This is a genomic window from Streptomyces sp. GMY02, from assembly GCF_019056675.1.
Taxonomy (GTDB): domain Bacteria; phylum Actinomycetota; class Actinomycetes; order Streptomycetales; family Streptomycetaceae; genus Streptomyces; species Streptomyces odonnellii.
Map to the genome: position 1 here is coordinate 2,150,329 of NZ_CP077658.1, position 18,107 is coordinate 2,168,435.

At 71.5% G+C, this 18,107-nt stretch carries 13 protein-coding genes; 2 read left to right on the forward strand and 11 right to left on the reverse strand.

Features of this window, described 5'->3' with window-relative positions:
• Window positions 1–186 precede the first annotated feature (186 nt).
• The 3 genes from KQY30_RS08880 to KQY30_RS08890 all read right to left on the reverse strand — a co-directional run bounded on the left by KQY30_RS08880 (window position 187) and on the right by KQY30_RS08890 (window position 5,950).
• Window positions 187–1,632, reverse strand: a complete 1,446-nt coding sequence (locus KQY30_RS08880) for an aldehyde dehydrogenase family protein (protein ID WP_217306374.1) — start codon at window positions 1,630–1,632, stop codon at window positions 187–189.
• A gap of 441 nt (window positions 1,633–2,073) precedes the next feature.
• Entirely contained in the window at window positions 2,074–3,651 is a 1,578-nt protein-coding gene (locus tag KQY30_RS08885; protein ID WP_217306375.1) for a PucR family transcriptional regulator, read from the reverse strand.
• A 157-nt stretch (window positions 3,652–3,808) separates the two neighbouring features.
• Complete coding sequence (locus KQY30_RS08890; RefSeq protein WP_217310908.1) at window positions 3,809–5,950, reverse strand: ATP-binding protein; 2,142 nt, start codon at window positions 5,948–5,950, stop codon at window positions 3,809–3,811.
• Between the two features lie 374 nt (window positions 5,951–6,324).
• Between KQY30_RS08890 and gabT the strand changes: the two genes are divergently transcribed.
• Both gabT and KQY30_RS08900 read left to right on the forward strand, forming a co-directional pair.
• Window positions 6,325–7,659, forward strand: coding sequence for a 4-aminobutyrate--2-oxoglutarate transaminase (gene gabT, locus KQY30_RS08895; RefSeq protein ID WP_217306376.1), 1,335 nt, complete (start codon window positions 6,325–6,327; stop codon window positions 7,657–7,659).
• A gap of 368 nt (window positions 7,660–8,027) precedes the next feature.
• A complete protein-coding gene (locus tag KQY30_RS08900) occupies window positions 8,028–8,852 on the forward strand; it encodes a phosphatase PAP2 family protein (RefSeq protein WP_367997406.1) in 825 nt (274 codons plus the stop codon).
• Here KQY30_RS08900 and KQY30_RS08905 read toward each other — a convergent pair.
• The 8 genes from KQY30_RS08905 to KQY30_RS08940 all read right to left on the reverse strand — a co-directional run bounded on the left by KQY30_RS08905 (window position 8,806) and on the right by KQY30_RS08940 (window position 18,064).
• Window positions 8,806–10,638, reverse strand: coding sequence for a chitinase (locus KQY30_RS08905; RefSeq protein WP_254407024.1), 1,833 nt, complete (start codon window positions 10,636–10,638; stop codon window positions 8,806–8,808). The genes KQY30_RS08900 and KQY30_RS08905 overlap by 47 nt on opposite strands.
• A 156-nt stretch (window positions 10,639–10,794) precedes the next feature.
• Window positions 10,795–11,280, reverse strand: coding sequence for a hypothetical protein (locus KQY30_RS08910; RefSeq protein WP_217306377.1), 486 nt, complete (start codon window positions 11,278–11,280; stop codon window positions 10,795–10,797).
• Window positions 11,281–11,440: 160 nt separating this feature from the next.
• The gene (locus KQY30_RS08915) at window positions 11,441–11,935 is read right to left on the reverse strand and encodes an HPP family protein (protein ID WP_217306378.1); all 495 of its coding nucleotides are present in this window, start codon (window positions 11,933–11,935) and stop codon (window positions 11,441–11,443) included.
• A gap of 266 nt (window positions 11,936–12,201) precedes the next feature.
• Window positions 12,202–13,758, reverse strand: coding sequence for an FAD-binding oxidoreductase (locus KQY30_RS08920; RefSeq protein ID WP_254407025.1), 1,557 nt, complete (start codon window positions 13,756–13,758; stop codon window positions 12,202–12,204).
• A 68-nt stretch (window positions 13,759–13,826) separates the two neighbouring features.
• Window positions 13,827–14,642 (reverse strand): ABC transporter permease, encoded by an 816-nt coding sequence (locus KQY30_RS08925; RefSeq protein ID WP_217306379.1) that lies wholly within the window; start codon window positions 14,640–14,642, stop codon window positions 13,827–13,829.
• Window positions 14,642–15,583, reverse strand: a complete 942-nt coding sequence (locus tag KQY30_RS08930; RefSeq protein ID WP_217306380.1) for an ABC transporter permease — start codon at window positions 15,581–15,583, stop codon at window positions 14,642–14,644. Before KQY30_RS08930 ends, KQY30_RS08925 begins: the two co-directional genes overlap by 1 nt.
• Entirely contained in the window at window positions 15,580–16,746 is a 1,167-nt protein-coding gene (locus KQY30_RS08935) for an ABC transporter ATP-binding protein (protein ID WP_217306381.1), read from the reverse strand. Before KQY30_RS08935 ends, KQY30_RS08930 begins: the two co-directional genes overlap by 4 nt.
• A gap of 70 nt (window positions 16,747–16,816) precedes the next feature.
• Window positions 16,817–18,064, reverse strand: a complete 1,248-nt coding sequence (locus tag KQY30_RS08940) for a PotD/PotF family extracellular solute-binding protein (RefSeq protein ID WP_217306382.1) — start codon at window positions 18,062–18,064, stop codon at window positions 16,817–16,819.
• Between the last annotated feature and the right edge of the window lie 43 nt (window positions 18,065–18,107).

An 18,107-nucleotide genomic window follows, 5' to 3' on the forward strand; every position in this document is an offset into this window, starting at 1 on the left:
AACGCCCTCCCCACCAGTCGTGGAGCAAAGGGATCAAAGGTTCGTAGGGGACCTGTGGGGCTGGACGGGTACGTCTACGGGCGCGACCGGACGGCAGGACGGGTACGGGTACGGGCGCGGCCGGACGGCGACGGCCGGAGCCGCGCATGGCGTACTCCGGCCGTCCAGGACCACCGCTCCGGGCCGTTACAGGTCCAGGCCCGTGAAGACCATGACGCGCTCGTACGTGTAGTCGTCCATCGCGAAGCGCACGCCCTCGCGGCCGACGCCGGACTGCTTGACGCCGCCGTACGGCGTCTGGTCGGCGCGGTACGAGGGCACATCGCCGATGATCACGCCGCCCACCTCAAGTGCGCGGTGGGCGCGGAACGCGGCCTGCACATCATGGGTGAACACCCCGGCCTGAAGGCCGTACTTCGAGTCGTTGACCGCCGCGAACGCCTCGCTCTCGCCCTCGACCCGGCGGAGCGTCAGCACGGGCCCGAAGACCTCCTCGCGGGAGACCTTGGCGTCCGCGGGGACCTCGGAGAGGACGGTGGGCGCGTAGGCCGCGCCGTCCCGCTTGCCGCCCGCGAGCACCTGGGCACCGGACCGTACCGCCTCGTCCACCCACGACTCGACGCGCCTGGCGGCGTCCTCGCTGACGAGCGGGCCCACGTCGGTGGACTCGTCGGCGGGGTCGCCGGTGTTCTGCGCCTCGACCGCCGCGACGATCCTGGGCACGAGCCGCTCGTACACCGACGCGTCGGCGATCACCCGCTGGACGGAGATGCAGGACTGGCCGGCCTGGTAGTTGGCGAAGGTCGCGATCCTGGTCGCCGCCCAGTCCAGGTCCTTCTCGCTCGCGTAGTCGGCGAGGACGACGGCCGCGCCGTTGCCGCCGAGTTCGAGGGTGATGTGCTTGCGCGGGACGGAGTCCATGATCGCGAAGCCGACCTTGTCGGAGCCGGTGAACGAGATCACGGGCAGCCGTTCGTCCTGGACGAGGGCGGGCATCCGGTCGTTCGGCACGGGCAGTACGGACCAGGCGCCGGCCGGCAGATCGGTCTCGGCGAGCAGCTCGCCGAGGAGGAGGCCGGAGAGGGGCGTCGCGGGGGCGGGCTTGAGGATGATCGGGGCGCCGACGGCGATGGCGGGGGCGATCTTGTGGGCGCAGAGGTTGAGCGGGAAGTTGAACGGCGCGATGCCGAGGACGGCGCCGCGGGGGAAGCGGCGGGTCAGGGCGAGGCGGCCGGCACCGCCGGGGTCGGTGTCGAGGCGCTGGGCGTCGCCGCCGTTGAAACGGCGGGCCTCCTCCGCGGCGAAGCGGAACACGGAGACGGCGCGGCCGACCTCGCCGCGGGCCCATTTGAGGGGCTTGCCGTTCTCGGCGGAGATCAGCCGGGCGATCTCGTCGGCGCGCTCGACGATCCGGCGGGAGACATGGTCGAGGGCGGCGGCGCGGAGGTGGGCGGGGGTGGCGGCGAACTCGTCCCGTACGGCGTACGCGGCGGCGACGGCCTCCTCGACCTGGGCCTCGCCCGGCACCGCGACGGTGCCGACGAGCCGGCCGTCCCAGGGGGAGGTGACGTCGATGGTGTCCTCGCCGGTGGCCTGGCGGCCGGCGAGCCAGAAGGCATGGGTGGAAGTCATCGCGAGTCCGGGCCCTTCCGAGTAGGTGGTCCGCATGGGGGGCGGTGGTGGGGGTGTCTGTGTCCACGGTAGGGCGATGGGGGCGGCGGGTGGGTTGTCCGGGGTGGAGTGCTGGGACGGGGGTGTGCGCCGCAATGTCAGGGGCGGGGGCTTTCCCCCGCCCCGCCCCTACCCGAATCCGGGGCGCTGCCCCGGACCCCGGTGGGTGCATGGCGCCTGCGGCCCACTGCGCCGGCTCGGCGGCGCGGAGGGCCGACGGGTACGGCTCCGGCCCGGCAGCGGCGGAGCCGTACCGCTTACGCCGAGCCGGCCCGGTGCAAGCCAGTGCCACCGCGCGCGGGAGCACGTATCGGGCCGTACGTTCGCGCGTACGCCAATACGCAAGCCGGAACACGCGCCGGGGCGCGCACGGGACGACCGCAGACCAGGACCGCCCGCCCCCTACTTCCGCTGCTCCTCCGCCCCCGGACGGGTCGTCGTCTTCAGGGCCAGCCACAGCTCCATCCGTACGTCCGGGTCGTCCAGGGAGCGGCCGAGGATTTCCTCCACTCGGCGCATGCGGTAGCGGAGGGTGTGGCGGTGGACGCCCAGGTCGGCCGCCGCGGCGTCCCATTGGCCGTGCCGGGAGAGCCAGGCGCGGAGGGAGGCGACGAGGTCGCCGCGGCCCTTGGTGTCGTGGTCGTGGAGCGCGCGGAGCATGCCGTCGGCGAAGGCGCGGACGGCGTCGTCCGCGAGGAGGGGGAGGATCGAGCCCGTGGCCAGTTCCTCGTGTTCGACAAGGGCGCGGCCACGGCGGCGGGCCACCGAGAGCGCCTGTTCGGCCTGTTTGTACGCGCCCGACGCGGCGATCGGGCCCGTCGGCGCGGACAGGCCGATCACCACGCCCGCCGCCTCCGCCTTCCCCGCCGCGTACTCCTCCGCCGCCGCGACCACCGCTCCGCCGTCCACGGCGAGCACCGTCAGCCGCCCGTCGCCGTCGGGGACGGCGAGCACCGCCTCCCGCGCGCGGGCGGCCGCCGCCTCCAGCGTCTCGGCGACCGTGGGCAGCGGATCGTCGTCCGCGCTCTCCGCCGACTCCGCTATCAGCAGCCGGAACGGGGCGTCGAGCAGCCGCCCGTACAGATCGCCCGCCACCGCCCGCGCATGGTCGGGCTGGCCGGACAGCAGCATCCGCAGAACCGCCGACCCGAGCCGCTGCTCCGCCGCCCGCAGGCCGCGCGAGCGCTCCGTGGTCAGTGTCAGCAGGGCGACCGCCGAGTGGACCGCGTACCGCTCCGCCGTGCCGAGCGCCGCTTCCGTACCGACGGCGAGCGCGCCCCGTACGCGCCGGCCCGTGCCCAGGGACTGGAGTTCCACCCGGTCGTCGGCGTGCGCGCCCGGGGCACCGCCGAGGACCGCGCTGGCGGGCGCGGGCCGCTCCCGGAGCCGTTCCACATCGGCCGACAGCCGGGCGGCCCGGCGCGCGGCCCACTCGGGCGCGGCGGCGACGACCGCGCCGGACGCGTCGTACAGCGCCACCCAGCCGTCCACGTATCCGGCGAGCCGGGCCAGCAGTGCCTCGGGGCCCTCGGTGAGCGCGGCGCGGGTGAGTTCGCGCTGGGCCTCGAACCCGGCGGTGACCGCGCGGTACTGGTCGGCCGCGATCGCCGCGGACACGGCCTTGCTGATGGCGAGGAACGGCGTACGGCGCGGTACGCCCAGCAGCGGCAGCCCCGCCTCGCGGGCGGCGGAGACGAGCGCCTCGGGGATGTCCTCGTAGTTCACGCCGAGGGCGAAGCCGAGCCCGGCTACCCCGGCGTCCACGAGCCGCCGCACGTACCGCCGCATCGCTTCGGGATCCTCGGCGTCGAGGCCCGTGGCGGTGATGAGGAGGAGCTCGCCGCCTTCCATGTACGGGACGGGGTCGGCCAGCTCACTGGCGTGGACCCAGAGCACGGGGGTCCGGAGCCGGTCCTCCCCCGCGCGCACGGTGAGGTTGAGTGCCGAATGCTGGACGAGGGAGGCGAGGGTGGGCGGCATGGTGGAACCGTAGGGCCTTCGGCAGCGGACGGGCAGGGCGCCGGAACCAGGACCGGCCACCCCTGACGATTGCGCCGTCCCGTATGAACGGCATCACCCGATTCTGCCAGATTGTACGATCGGACAACCGGCTGCCGCCCTCCGCGCCACGAAGACCTCACCCTCGCAGGTCCACCAGCAGCGGCGGCGCGTGCTCGCCCCCCACCGTCCGCAGCGACAGCACCGCGTGCCCCGCCGGGACCGAGTGCGCCAGCTCGGAGGCCGACCAGCGCTCACGCTCGACCTTCCGTACGGTCACCGCGTCCGTCGTCACGGCCTTGCCGGTGACCAGCTTCCGGAACGCGTGTATGGCCCGGGTCAGCGGCTGGTCGGCGAAGACCGTCCGCTGGGTGACGTCCCGGGTCTCCACCCACTCCGTGCCCCATGCCTCCGCGAAGCGCTTGCCGTCCCAGGTGGTGATCCCGGAGAACGCCATCCGGCAGCCGACGGCCCCGAGCAGCGCGGTGTGCAGCGCCTCGGGCACATCGTCGAGCGTACGGAGCGTGAGCACCGCGCCCGCGTTCGCCGAGCGCAGCCGCTGCACCCCGCGCAGGGTCTCGGGGGTGAGGGTGCGGGTCGCGTCGTCCAGGGCGAGGCAGGCGAAGAGGGAACGGTCGTTGCGCGTCGCCGCGTTCGCCGTGAACTGGGCCAGTATCAGCCTGGCCAGCATCCGCGAGGCTTCGGCGTGCCCGCGCTCCGGCAGGTCGATACGGACCCGCAGCGGGTGCTCCAGGGTGCGCAGCGAAAACGGCCTGGTCCTGCCGGTGGTGTCGAAGAACCCCGCGAAGGCGGGCCGGTCGAGCAGCGCGACCCGGTCGGCGAGCGCCCGCCCCGGATCGCCGGGCGTGCCCGACTGCCGCTCGCGCGCGTCGAGTTCACGCCGCATGGCATGGTGTCCCCCGGCGTCGAGGGCCTCCCGCAGGGCGGCCAGCGCGGCGGGCGAGCCGTCGAGCAGCTCCCGCAGCTCCGGTACGGCGGGGAGCCGGCCGTGCGCGACACGGAAGGGGCCGAGGAGCTGGGCGAGCGCGGTGGTGGCCCGCCGGCTGTCGGTGTCCGTCAGATCGCCGACGAGTCCCTCGGCGAGTACGGCGGCGGCCTCGTCGGGGTCGTTGGTCCCGCCGTACAGATCGAGGTCGTACACCGACTCCGGGTCGCCGAGCCGCACCACGACATCGAAGGCGCTGTCGGGGCCGAACTGGGTGCCGGCGGCGCAGACCACGATGACGGCCGCCTGGCCCGCGAGCGCCTGGAGCGCGAGCGACTCGACGACGGGGCGTACGAGGGTGTGCGTCTTGCCCGCGCCGGGCGGGCCCACGGCCAGCAGCGAGGTCCCGAGCAGCGCCGGGTCCAGCGCGAGACCGGTGCCCCGCCGGGGGTACGGATTGCGCTCGCCGTCGTGGACCGTGCCGATCCTGACCTGCCGTGCGAGCAGATCGTGCCGGGCGGCGCGGACGGGCAGGTCACGGTGGCCGGAGGGATGGACACAGGCCCCGGCGCCCTTGCCGCGCACGGCCTCGGTGAAGGCGGTCAGCCGCGAGGGGTCGGCCCGTACGGAGTGCCAGGCGCGGCGGATCCGGGCGTAGTCGACATCGTTCATACGCCCGTCCCGCACCTCGGACGCGAGCTTGGCGGCGACGTCCCCCTGCCCGGCGGCCCGCAGCTCGGGCCACTCGGCGAGATCGTCCTCGGGCTCGGGGTGCGTCGGGGCGGTCTCCCGGGGGGCGTCGCCGGGGCCGCGGCGGAGCAGGCGCCGGGCGAGCTCGGGCCAGCGGCCGAGGCGGCCGAAGACGAACAGGAGGCCGCCGATGAGCAGCGCGTACCAGAAGTACGAGGCGACGACGGAGGCCATCGTCCCGCGCCATGAGTCCGGCGTGAACATATAGAGCGGCCACAGCCAGAACCCGCCCAGATACCCGTTCCACAGCAGCGACCACAGCAGCATCCCCGCCAGCAGCGAGATCAGTGCCCCGCTGACCAGTTGCCGCAGCGGAGCGCGCTCCGGTTCCTCCGGGGGCCGTGCCCGGTGGCCGTACGCCCAGGTCCCCGGCGCGTCCGCGGCCCGCGGGACGTGCAGCCACTCGCGCAGGGTCGGGCCGGCGTGCGGTGCGTGGCCCGGGGCCGGCGGAAGCGCCGCCTCGAACGGCGCCGAGGACGGCGGTGGCGGCATGGGCGGCGGTCCCGACAGCCCTGGCGGCCCTGCCGGGCGCGGCACGGGGTTGGCCCGGGTGCCCCGTGAGTCGTGCGTGCCGTCGCTGTCCATCCGTACCCCTGCCCCCTGTGCAGTCACCGGTCCGCCCTGCTGTACCTGCTCCGTACGTGCTGTACCCGCTCAATGTATTGCCACCGGCGGACATTCAGCGGCTGGCCCACCGTCCGCCGCCCGCAAGGAGGTTGATGCCCGCCCGTCGCTCCCCTCCGGCACCGGGGCCACCCCTCCAGCGGCCCTCCCTGTCCGTCACGCCGGCCGTCACGCAGTCGTTCACGCTGTCCGTCACGGACAACGACACACCCCCACTACTACCGAACGGCGCATGCCCGCACCCCTCCGCCGCCCCTAGCCTGCGAAGAAAGCCCCCGGAACACCGGTACACCCCGGAACAACCGGAACCCCTGAACACCCCCCAGGAGCCCCTCATGACCGCCATCCCGCAGGAGCGCCGTCTCGTCACCGCCATTCCCGGGCCGAAGTCCCAGGAGCTGCAGGCCCGCCGTACCGCCGCGGTCGCCGGCGGTGTGGGGTCCGTGCTGCCCGTCTTCGCCGCCCGCGCCGGCGGCGGAATCGTCGAGGACGTGGACGGCAACCGGCTGATCGACTTCGGATCCGGCATCGCCGTCACCTCCGTCGGCGCCAGCGCCGAGGCCGTCGTACGCCGTGCCTCCGCCCAGCTCGCGGACTTCACCCACACCTGTTTCATGGTCACGCCGTACGAGGGGTACGTCGAGGTCTGCGAGCGGCTCGCGGAGCTGACCCCGGGTGACCACGCCAAGAAGTCCGCGCTCTTCAACTCGGGCGCCGAGGCCGTCGAGAACGCCGTCAAGATCGCCCGTTCGTACACCAAGCGCCAGGCGGTCGTCGTCTTCGACCACGGCTATCATGGCCGTACGAATCTGACCATGGCGCTGACCTCGAAGAACATGCCGTACAAGAACGGCTTCGGCCCCTTCGCCCCGGAGATCTACCGGGTGCCCGTCGCCTATGGCTACCGCTGGCCCACCGGCCCCGAGAACTGCGGCCCCGAGGCGTCCGCCCAGGTCATCGACCAGATCAGCAAGCAGATCGGCGCCGACAACGTGGCGGCGATCATCATCGAGCCGCTGCTCGGCGAGGGCGGTTTCATCGAGCCCGCGAAGGGATTCCTGCCGGCGCTGGCGCGGTTCGCCCGGGAGAACGGGATCGTGTTCGTGGCGGACGAGATCCAGTCCGGTTTCTGCCGTACCGGCCAGTGGTTCGCCTGCGAGGACGAGGGTGTCGTACCGGACCTGATCACCACCGCCAAGGGCATCGCGGGCGGTCTGCCGCTGGCCGCCGTGACCGGCCGCGCCGAGATCATGGACGCCGCGCACTCGGGCGGCCTGGGCGGTACGTACGGCGGGAACCCGGTGGCCTGCGCCGCCGCGCTCGGCGCCATCGAGACGATGAAGGAACTGGATCTCGCCGCGAAGGCCCGGCACATCGAGGCCGTGATGAAGCCCCGGCTGGCCGCGCTGAGCGAGAAGTACGACGTCATCGGCGATATCCGTGGCCGGGGCGCGATGATCGCGATCGAGCTGGTGAAGGACCGCGCGACCAAGGAGCCCAACCCGGAGGCGACCGCCGCGCTGGCCAAGGCCTGCCACGCGGCGGGACTGCTGGTCCTGACCTGTGGCACTTACGGGAACGTGCTGCGCTTCCTGCCGCCCCTGGTGATCGGCGAGGACCTGCTGACCGAGGGCCTGGACATCATCGAGCAGGCGTTCTCCGCTCTCTGACCAGCCATGAGCGAAGCCCCGAGCGGCCCTGATGACGATCCCGGTGAGGCCCGGTGACGTACCGCGTGACCAGCCATGAGGAGCCTCTGGGAGCCAGTTGGGGTCATCTTCGCGTCAACGGTGAGGGCCTGTGAAGAAGGTGTGCGAGGGCGATGGCGGGAGCCGTTTCCGGCTGTCGGTCGCGGCCGGCCTGTCGTACGGTTTCCGCAGATGAGAGAAACACCCCGCTCGCAGGGGACTGCGGGCGACACCGGAGCGGAGCATCCCCAGCCCCGCTTTGGTCGTGCCTTCGCGCACACCACTGGAGATTCAGGCTCTGGAACTCCTTGCCGATCGGACGGCCACCCGCCCCAAACCCCCCGGGGCGTGTGGCACACCGATGCGGACGGCCGCCCCGGAACTACCCCCCTGTTCCCGGGCGGCCGGCTCATTTCCCGGAGCGTTCCCGGACTCCTCGCAGGTCCCGACTCCATTTCGGCAGGTCCCGTCCGCTCCTCAGCAGGTCCCGTCTCCTCTTCGCGCTCTGCGCGCTCCTCTTCTCGCTGATCACCTGGCAGGCCGCTGCGGGCGGACCGCTGCGCGCCGCCGACGAGCGCCTGGGACTGGCGCTCGCCCGCCAAGGGCCCACACCTCTGACGGAATTCCTTGCCGACCTCGGCGGGATGCCGGTGGCGCTGCCCGTACTGGCCGTGGTGATCGGGTACGCGGTGTGGCGCGGGCAGCGGGCCGGGGCGCTGGCGGCCGCGCTCGCCATGGCCGCCGTTCCGGCTCTGGTCGTACCGCTCAAGATCTGGATCGGCCGGCCGGGCCCGCTCACCGAGGCGACCGGCTACTACCCGTCGGGGCACACAGCGACGGCGATGGTGGCGTACGGCGGCGCGGCGCTGCTCCTGGCCCCGTACACCGCCCCGTCCTCGCGCACCGCCCCGGCCCCCCGACGCCCACGCCCGTACAGCCCGCGGAACTGGCCGGTGCCCGTCGCCGTCCTGCTCACCCTGGCAACGGGCACCGGTCTGGTCCTGCGTGGCTACCACTGGCCGCTGGACGTCCTCGGCAGCGTGGCGCTGTGCGGAATGCTGCTCCTGGTCCTGGGACGGGTGCTCCGCGCACTCCGCACGCCCGGAGCACCCGCCACGCGGTCCCGGCTCAGCCGAAGTACGCGTCGAAGTTCCGGGAGAACTCCCACTGGTTGAAGCGGTCCCAGTTGATCGACCAGGTCATCAGTCCGCGCAGCGCGGGCCAGGTGCCATGGGTCTGGTAGGAGCCGCAGTCCGTCTTCTTCGTCAGGCAGTTCAGCGCCTTGTTGACCTCGGCGGGAGAGGTGTGGCCGTTGCCCGCCTGGGTCGAGGCCGGCAGGCCGATGGCCACCTGGTCGGGCCGCAGCGCCGGGAAGACCTTTGTGGTGTCACCGGCCACCGGGAAGCCGGTGAGCAGCATGTCGGTCATGGCGATGTGGAAGTCGGCGCCGCCCATCGAGTGGTACTGGTTGTCCAGACCCATGATCGGACCCGAGTTGTAGTCCTGGACATGGAGCAGGGTGAGGTCGTCCCGGAGGGCGTGGATCACCGGGAGGTACGCCCCGGCGCGCGGGTCCTGGCCGCCCCAGGGGCCCGATCCGTAGAACTGGTAACCGAGCTGTACGAAGAAGGTCTCGGGGGCCATGGTCAGCACGAAGTCCGGACCGTACTTGGCCTTGAGGGTCTTGATCGCGGAGATCAGATTGACGATGACCGGGGTGGTGGGGTTGCGGAAGTCGGTGTCCCCGGTGTTGAGGGAGAGCGAGTGGCCCTCGAAGTCGATGTCCAGGCCGTTGAGTCCGTACTCGTCGATGATCCTGGACACCGAGGAGACAAAGGCGTCGCGGGCCCCGGTGGTGGCGAGCTGGACCTGTCCGTTGGCGCCGCCGATGGAGATCAGGACCTTCTTGCCCGCGGCCTGCTTGGCCTTGATGGCCGCCTTGAACTCGGCCGCGGACTCGACGTTCGGGCACTCGGCGACCGGGCAGAGGCTGAAGCGGATGTCGCCGGAGGTGACCGAAGTGGGCTCGCCGAAGGCGAGGTTGATGACGTCCCACGAGTCGGGCACGTCGGCCATGCGCGTGTAACCGGAGCCGTTGGCGAAGCTGGAGTGCAGATAGCCGACCAGGGCGTGGGCGGGCAGTCCGCCGCCGTTTCCGCCGCCGCCCGAGGCGGAGGTGGTGGCGCTGACGGCCGATGAGAGGGCGGACGTACCGGCGGAGTTGGTGGCGGCGACCTGGAAGCTGTACGCCGTGGAGGGGCTGAGCCCGGTCACGGTCGCCGAAGTACCGCTGACATCAAGGGCCTTGGTGCCGCCGCGGTAGACGCTGTAGCCGGTCGCGCCCGTGACGGGGGACCAGGAGAGGGCCACGGAGGAGGAGGTGACCGTTCCCGCGCGCAGGCCGGTGGGGACGGCCGGGGGCTGGGCGGGGGTGCCGCCGGGGCCCACGAGGGTGAGATCGTCGGCGTAGTAGGCCGGGGTGCCGTACCAGCCGTGGGTGTAGACGGTCACCGACGTGGTGCCGGCGCCGGTACGGAAGCTGGTGGTGAGCTGCTGCCAGCCGGGGGCGGACTGCGTCCAGGTGGAGACATCGGTGGTGCCGGTCCCGGACGCGCCGAGGTAGACATAGCTGCCCTGGACCCAGGCGCTCAGGGTGTACGCGGAGTTCGGCTGGACCGCGACTGTCTGCGAGCACTTGGCGTTGTCGCTGCCCGCGGGGGTGCCCTTGAGCGCGCCGCTCCCGCCGTGTACGGGGGTGCTGACGACGGCGCCGCTGCCCGCCGTACAGCTCCAGCCGCTGAGGCCGGACTCGAAGTTTCCGTTACGGGCGATGTCCGCGTCGGCGGCCCGCGCCGTCTGCGCGGCGGCGACGAGACCGCTCGCGGCGAGGACGGCGGCCGCGAGGACGGCCACCAGTCTGGGATACAGGGCATACAGGGCCGGACGTCTGGTGCGTTCCACAACTGCCTCCGGGCATGGGGGGAATGGACGTGGCGGAGCGCGCACAGCATGGTCCAGACCAATTGGTTGGTCAAGACCTCTGACAGCACGGCCCGGCGCCCGGCTCACCACACCCCCGCGCCCCCGCGGCCCGGTAGCCCCGGGCCGGCGCTCACGTCACTCCCCGCCGTCCTCCTGGTCGGCGTTGCCGTCCGTCCTCGCCGGCATCCCGGCCGCCGCCTCGTGCATCGCCAGTTCCAGCAGGGACGGGTCGGTGAGGGTGCCCGCGCCGTCCGGCGGGATCAGCCAGCGCATCCCGCCGCTCGCCCGCCCCGGGTACGGGACGACGATCCAGGTGCCGTGGCCTGCTCCCCGTACCCCTGTACCGAGCCAGCGGGCGGCGGTCCCCGGCGGTACGAAGAAGCCCATCCGGGAGTCGCCGAGGTCGGCCAGGACCGGTCCTGGCCGGTCGACGAGCCTGGTCAGTACGTCAAGGGTCGGATAGCCGAGTTCGGCGGGAAGGATCAGTACGTCCCAGCGGCGGCCGGCCGGAAGGAGCGCGATCCCGAGCGGATTGCGTTCCCATTCCCGCCGGCAGGCCTCGGGATCCGGAGCCACCGATGCCAGCCACTCCACCGCGCCGTGTGTGCCCGAGCCAGTCATGTGCCCGGCCTCCCATCCGTATTGTTGGACAGTGTGTCCACAAGAGGCGAGACACCGGTGGCGCCGGTCGATGACGCGGGTTCGGGCGACCACTTGCCAGTGATCTGACTCACACGGAAGCAGTGCGAGGGCTTCCAACGCGCTCGCCGGGGTTCTCCGTTCACCACCAGGACGTGGGATAGGCCTCTCGCTGGAGGCGGGACGAGATCATCTGCACCAGTACGAGCAGCGCCGCGCCGACGGCCAGCAGGGGTACGAAGCTGTGGGCGGGCGGGTCCGTGAGCATGATCATGACAGCGGTTGCCATGGCCGGCGGATGGGCCGCCCTGACCAGGAGCGCGAGTCCGCAGGCTGCCCCGCAGGCCACGGCAGCGGCCCAGGGGCCGCGCCAGCCGAGGGCGAGAACCCCGAAGCTGACAAGGCAGGACAGCATATGGCCGCCGATGACATGGCGAGGCTGCGCGACCGGCGCCTCGGGAGTCGCGGTAATGATCGCCGTGGTGGCCGCGAGCGGCGGTATCAGCACTGTCTGGTCGGTGAGTGTCCCGACGGCCACCAGGACCGCCAGCCCGAACGACGTGGTGATGGCCGCCGAGGCGACCCTCGCCGGGTGGGCCGGGACACTTCCGCCCTTGGTACGCCCGACGAACCTCATGAGTGCGGCGCTCTTGCCCGGTAGGCAGGCATACTGCGGCAGAGCGCCGTCAAGGCGCGCGGAATCAGCACGGGAACAACTCCAGAACCTTCCCCGCTTCCTGACCACGGCGGCTCGTCGTCCGTGAAGCCGGGGAACACACCCAAGATCTTGAGGCCGCCGGCTACGGCCTGTCCAAGTCGGGCTTTCGATCGCTTGATCGACGCCGTCGATCGATGGCGGGCGTCCGGTACCACCACCGGTAAGACGAGGCCTGGCGCAGGAACCTAGCTGTCGAAGCCCAGTCCGAGCCGGTCCATCGTGCGCAGCCATGCGTTGCGCCGGCCGCCCCGGGCGTCCGCGCGGGCCAGCGACCACTTGGTGAGGCCGATCCCCGCCCAGGCCGCGGGCTCGGGCGGGAACGGCAGCGGCTTGCTCCGTACCATCTCCAGCTCCGTACGCTCGGTCCGCTCGCCCGCCAGCAGGTCGAGCATCACCTCCGCGCCGAAGCGGGTCGCCCCGACCCCGAGGCCGGTGTATCCGGCGGCGTACGCGACCTGACCGTCGTACGCCGTGCCGAAGAAGGCCGAGAAACGCGAGCAGGTGTCGATGGCCCCGCCCCAGGTGTGGCTGAAGCGCACCCCCGTCAACTGGGGGAAGCAGGTGAAGAAGTGGGCGGCGAGCTTGCGGTAGGTCTCGGGGCGGTGGTCGAGTCCGGCGCTGAGCCGGCCGCCGTACGGATAGACCGCGTCGTAGCCGCCCCAGAGGATCCGGTGGTCGTGGGTGATCCGGAAGTAGTGGAACTGGTTGGCGCTGTCGCCGAGTCCCTGCCGGTTCCGCCAGCCGACCACGGCGAGCTGGTCCTCCGTCAGCGGCTCGGTCATCAGGGCGTAGTCGTAGACCGGGACGGTGTACGGGCGCACCCGCCTGACCAGCGAGGGAAAGACATTGGTGCCGAGTGCCACGCGCCGCGCGAAAACCCTGCCGTGCGGAGTGCGGACGGCCATCCCGGCACCGGACCGCGCGACTCCGGACCGTACGCCCGAGAGCCTCGCCGCACCGGACAGCACGCCACCGCTCCGCGCGCCACCGGACCGCATGTCACCCGTCCGCGCGCCACCGGACCGCGCGCCGGAAGACCCCCCGTCACGCGGCCTCACCCGCGCCAGTTCCAGCGCCCGGGTGTGCTCGTAGATCCGTACCCCCAGCTCCTGGCAGGCCCGTTTGAGCCCCCAGGCGAGCTTCGCCGGATGCAGCATGGCCACCCCGCGCCGGTCCCACAGCCCGCCGAGGAAGGTCGGCGAGTCCACCTCGGCGCGCACCGCGTCCCGGTCCAGCAGCTCAAGCCCGGTGAACCCGAGCGCGGTCGCCTCCTCGTACCGCTCGCGCAGCTCCGCGAGCTGGTACCGCTCGGTGGCCACATCGATCTCGCCGGTCCGCTCGAAGGCGCAGTCGATGCCGTAGCGGGCGACCGCCGCCTCGATGGCGTCGAGATTCCGCTCGCCCAGCTCCTCCAGCCTGTGCAGCTCGTCCGGCCAGCGGGCCAGCCCGTTGCTGAACCCGTGGGTGAGCGAGGCGGAGCAGAAGCCGCCGTTGCGGCCCGAGGCGGCCCAGCCCGCCTCGCGGCCCTCGATCAGGACGACATCGCGCTCGGGGCCACGCTCCTTGGCGAGGAGCGCGGTCCACAGGCCGCTGTAGCCGCCGCCCACGACCAGGAGGTCGCAGTGTTCGTCGCCGATGAGGGCGGGCAGCGCCGCAGGCCTGCCGGGGTCGTCCAGCCAGTACGGGACCGGACGGGCGCCGGAGAGCGCGTTCAGGGCGGTACGCATGGCACCTGGGGCCATGTCTGCCAACTCCTTCGGAACGGTTCGGAAGCGAGTACAACGGTTCGGAGGCGCGTACCAGGGGCCGGCTACCGGACGGCGGTCTTCTTCCGCCGGCCGCTGACGAGCTGTCCGCCCACCACCATCAGCACGGCGACGACGAACATGGCCGTACCGATGACATTGATCTGTACGGGCGTGCCGCGCTGCGCCGAGCCCCAGACGAACATGGGGAAGGTCACGGTCGAGCCGGCGTTGAAGTTGGTGATGATGAAGTCGTCGAAGGAGAGCGCGAAGGCGAGCAGCGCGCCCGCCGCGATCCCGGGCGCGGCGATCGGCAGGGTGACACGTACGAACGTCTGCACGGGCCCCGCGTAGAGATCCCGCGCCGCCTCCTCCAGCCGCGGGTCCATCGACATGACCCGCGCCTTGACGGCCGTCACCACAAAGCTCAGACAGAACATGATGTGCGCGATCAGCACGGTCCAGAAGCCGAGCTGCGCGCCGAGGTTGAGGAAGAGGGTCAGCAGCGAGGCGGCCATCACGACCTCGGGCATCGCCATCGGCAGGAAGATCAGCGAGTTGACCGCGCCGCGCGCCCGGAACCGGTAACGCACCAGCGCGAACGCGATCATCGTGCCGAGGACGGTGGCGCCGAGGGTGGCCCAGGCGGCGATCTGGAGCGAGAGGGTCAGCGAGCCGCAGAGATCGGCGACACCGCAGGGATCCTTCCAGGCGTCCAGCGAGAAGCGCTGCCAGGAGTAGTTGAAGCGCCCCTCGGGCTTGTTGAAGGAGAAGACCATCACCACGACATTGGGGACGATCAGGTAGCCGAGTGTCAGCAGACCGCCGATGACCACCAGATTGCGCCGGACCCAGCGTCCCGTATCCGTCAGAACACCCATCAGACCAGGTCCTCCGTCCCTGCGCGGCGGATGTAGACGGTGACCATCAGCAGGACGACCGCCATGAGGATGAAGGAGAGCGCGGCGGCCGTCGGATAGTCGAGGACCCGCAGGAACTGTGTCTGGATCACGCTGCCGACCATCTTGGTGTCGGTGGAGCCGAGCAGCTCGGCGTTGACGTAGTCGCCGCTCGCCGGGATGAAGGTGAGCAGGGTGCCGGAGACGACCCCCGGCATCGAGAGCGGGAAGGTCACCTTGCGGAAGGTGGTGAACGGTCGGGCGTAGAGGTCGCCCGCGGCCTCGTGGAGCCGGCCGTCGACACGCTCCAGCGAGGTGTAGAGCGGCAGGATCATGAAGGGCAGGAAGTTGTACGTCAGACCGCAGACGACCGCCATGGGGGTGGCCAGGACACGGTCGCCCTCGGTCCAGCCGAGCCAGCTCGTCACATCGAGCACATGCAGCGAGTCCAGGACGCCGACGACCGTGCCGCCGTCCGCGAGGATCGTCTTCCAGGCGAGCGTACGGATCAGGAAACTGGTGAAGAACGGCGCGATGACCAGGACCAGCAGCAGATTGCGCCAGCGGCCCGCCTTGAAGGCGATGAGATACGCGAGCGGGTAGCCGAGCAGCAGACAGAGGACCGTGGCGGTACCCGCGTACAGCAGCGAGCGCAGGAACTGCGGGTAGTACTCCTGGAGCGCGTCCCAGTAGGTCCGGAAGTGCCAGGTGACCTCGAAGCCCTGCTCCAGGGAGCCGGTCTGTACGGAGGTCGAGGCCTGGTAGACCATCGGCAGCGCGAAGAAGACCAGCAGCCAGAGGATGCCGGGCAGCAGCAGCCAGTACGGTACGAGCCGCTTGCGCGCCGGCGTCCTGCGCGGGGGCGGCGCGGGCTCGGCGGCGGGCGGTACGGGCGCGGCGGGCGGGGCTTCCGTGGTCGTCACGAGACCTCCTCGGCCACGGTCCCGGTGCCCGCGTCGATGTCCATGGCGGCGTCAAGGCCGAAGCTGTGCGCGGGATTCCAGTGCAGGACGACCTCGGCGCCGGGGCCGAGGCGCCCGTCCCGCTCGATGTTCTGCGCGTAGACCTCGAAGCCGGGGCAGACCGGGCTGTCGATCACGTACTGCGTGGAGACCCCGATGAAGCTGGAGTCGGCGATCCGGCCGGTGATCCGGTTGCGGCCGTCGGGGATCGTCCCGGCGTCGTCGGCGTGCGCGAGGGAGATCTTCTCGGGCCGCACGCCGACGAGCAGCCGCCCGCCGCTCGTGGCCGGCGCGGAGCACCGGTCCGAGGGCAGCCGCAGCTTGGTGTCGCCCGCCGTGACCACCACGTCGCCGCCGCTGATCTCGGCGATCTCGGACTCGATCAGATTGGAGGTGCCGAGGAAGTTGGCGACAAAGGTGGTGTCCGGGTTCTCGTACAGCTCGGCGGGGCTGCCGAGCTGCTCGACTCGGCCCGCGTTCATCACCGCGACCGTGTCGGCCATGGTCATGGCCTCCTCCTGGTCGTGGGTGACATGGATGAAGGTGATGCCGACCTCGGTCTGGATGCGCTTCAGTTCGAGCTGCATCTGGCGGCGCAGCTTGAGGTCGAGGGCGCCGAGCGGTTCGTCGAGGAGCAGCACCTGCGGGTGGTTGATCAGCGCGCGGGCGACGGCGACCCGCTGCTGCTGTCCGCCGGAGAGCTGGTGCGGCTTGCGCTTGGCGTAGTCACCGAGCTGGACGAGATCGAGCATGTCGCCGACCTGCTTGCGTACGGACTTGATGCCGCGGCGGCGCAGCCTGAAGGCGACGTTCTCGTAGATGTCGAGGTGCGGGAAGAGCGCGTAGCTCTGGAAGACGGTGTTCACGGGCCGCTTGTACGGGGGCAGTCCTGTGACGTCCTTGTCGCCCAGGAAGACCGTGCCGGTGGTCGGTTCCTCCAGGCCGGCGATCATCCGCAGGGTGGTGGTCTTGCCGCAGCCCGACGCGCCGAGGAGTGCGAAGAACGAGCCCTGGGGCACGGTGAGGTCGAGGGGCTTGACGGCTTGGAAGGACCCGTAGGTCTTGCTGATCCCGGTGAGGCGGACGTCGCCGCCGCCCCGGCTGGTGGATGCGGTCTCTGTCATGGGTAACGGTCCCGGGGATAAGGGGTGGACGGGCGGGCGGCGGCGGGTCACACGCCGGTGGGCGGGCGGGTCACGCGCCGATGAGCTTGGCGAACTTCTCCTCGTACGCCGTCTCTTCCTTGCTGCTCAGGGAGCGGAAGGCATGCGAGGAGGCGGCCATCGCCGCGTCCGGGAGGATCAGCGTGTTGTCGGCCATCGACTTGTCGATCTTGGCGAGTTCGGCGCGTACCCCGTCGACCGGGCAGACGTAGTTGATGTACGCGGCGAGCCGGGCGGCGACCGGCGGCTGGTAGTAGTGGTCGATGAGCCGCTCGGCGTTGGTCTTGTGCCGGGCCTTGGCCGGGACCAGCAGATTGTCGCTGGAGATGATGTAACCGCTCGTGGGGATCGCGAACTTGACGTCGGGGTTGTCGTTCTGGAGCTGGACGACATCGCCGGCCCAGGCCACACAGGCCGCGATGTCGCCCTTGTCGAGGTCCGCGGTGTAGTCGTTGCCGGTGAAGCGGCGGATCTGCTTCTTGTCGACGGCCTTCTGGAGCCGGGCGACGGCGGCGTCGAAGTCGTCGTCGGTGAAGGAGCCGGGGTCCTTGCCGAGGTCGAGCAGGGTCATCCCGACGGTGTCGCGCATCTCGGACAGAAAGGCGACCCGCCCCTTGAGCTGCGGATCGTCCAGAAGCTGGGAGACCGAGTCGACCTTGCGCCCGCCGGTCGCCTTCGTGTTGTACGCGATGACGGTGGGGATGCCGGTCCATGGATAGCTGTGGGCCCGGCCGGGATCCCAGTCGGGCGAGCGGAACTGCTGGGAGAGATTGGCGAAGGCGTGCGGCAGGTTCGACGGGTCGAGCTTCTGCGCCCAGCCCAGCCGGATGATGCGGGCGGCCAGCCAGTCGGTGACGCATATGAGGTCGCGCCCGGTGTCCTGTCCGGCCGCGAGCTGCGGCTGGATCTTGCCGAAGAACTCGACGTTGTCGTTGATGTCCGCGGTGTACTTGACGGTGATCCCGGTGCGCCGGGTGAACTCCTCCAGCGTGGGGTAGTGCTTCTCGTCCTCGCTGACGTCCATGTACTCGGTCCAGTTGGAGAAGACGATCCGCTTCTCCTGGGCCGAGTGGTCGGTCGACGCCGGGCCGTCGCCCTCCCGTTTCGCGGGCGGGATCCCGCAGCCGCTCAGACCGGCGAGCCCGCCGATCCCGAGCGCCCCCGCGCCGGTGGCGCGCAGCATGGAACGGCGGGTGAGGGCGCCCCTGCCGCTGGTCATACTGCGCCGCGCGGCGGCCAGTTGGGCCGCGGACAGACGGTCGGGCTCGTACTGCTCCATGCGCTGTGCCCTTTCGGGTGGGTGAGGAGGACCGGCCGCCTGT

What these genes read in the sequence shown, in the direction of transcription:
- KQY30_RS08880 (WP_217306374.1), bottom strand. Translation starts at nt 1,632, where the DNA reads ATGACTTCCACCCATGCCTTCTGGCTCGCCGGCCGCCAGGCCACCGGC.
- KQY30_RS08885 (WP_217306375.1), bottom strand. Translation starts at nt 3,651, where the DNA reads ATGCCGCCCACCCTCGCCTCCCTCGTCCAGCATTCGGCACTCAACCTC.
- KQY30_RS08890 (WP_217310908.1), bottom strand. Translation starts at nt 5,950, where the DNA reads ATGGACAGCGACGGCACGCACGACTCACGGGGCACCCGGGCCAACCCC.
- gabT (WP_217306376.1), top strand. Translation starts at nt 6,325, where the DNA reads ATGACCGCCATCCCGCAGGAGCGCCGTCTCGTCACCGCCATTCCCGGG.
- KQY30_RS08910 (WP_217306377.1), bottom strand. Translation starts at nt 11,280, where the DNA reads ATGACTGGCTCGGGCACACACGGCGCGGTGGAGTGGCTGGCATCGGTG.
- KQY30_RS08915 (WP_217306378.1), bottom strand. Translation starts at nt 11,935, where the DNA reads ATGAGGTTCGTCGGGCGTACCAAGGGCGGAAGTGTCCCGGCCCACCCG.
- KQY30_RS08920 (WP_254407025.1), bottom strand. Translation starts at nt 13,758, where the DNA reads ATGGCCCCAGGTGCCATGCGTACCGCCCTGAACGCGCTCTCCGGCGCC.
- KQY30_RS08925 (WP_217306379.1), bottom strand. Translation starts at nt 14,642, where the DNA reads ATGGGTGTTCTGACGGATACGGGACGCTGGGTCCGGCGCAATCTGGTG.
- KQY30_RS08935 (WP_217306381.1), bottom strand. Translation starts at nt 16,746, where the DNA reads ATGACAGAGACCGCATCCACCAGCCGGGGCGGCGGCGACGTCCGCCTC.
- KQY30_RS08940 (WP_217306382.1), bottom strand. Translation starts at nt 18,064, where the DNA reads ATGGAGCAGTACGAGCCCGACCGTCTGTCCGCGGCCCAACTGGCCGCC.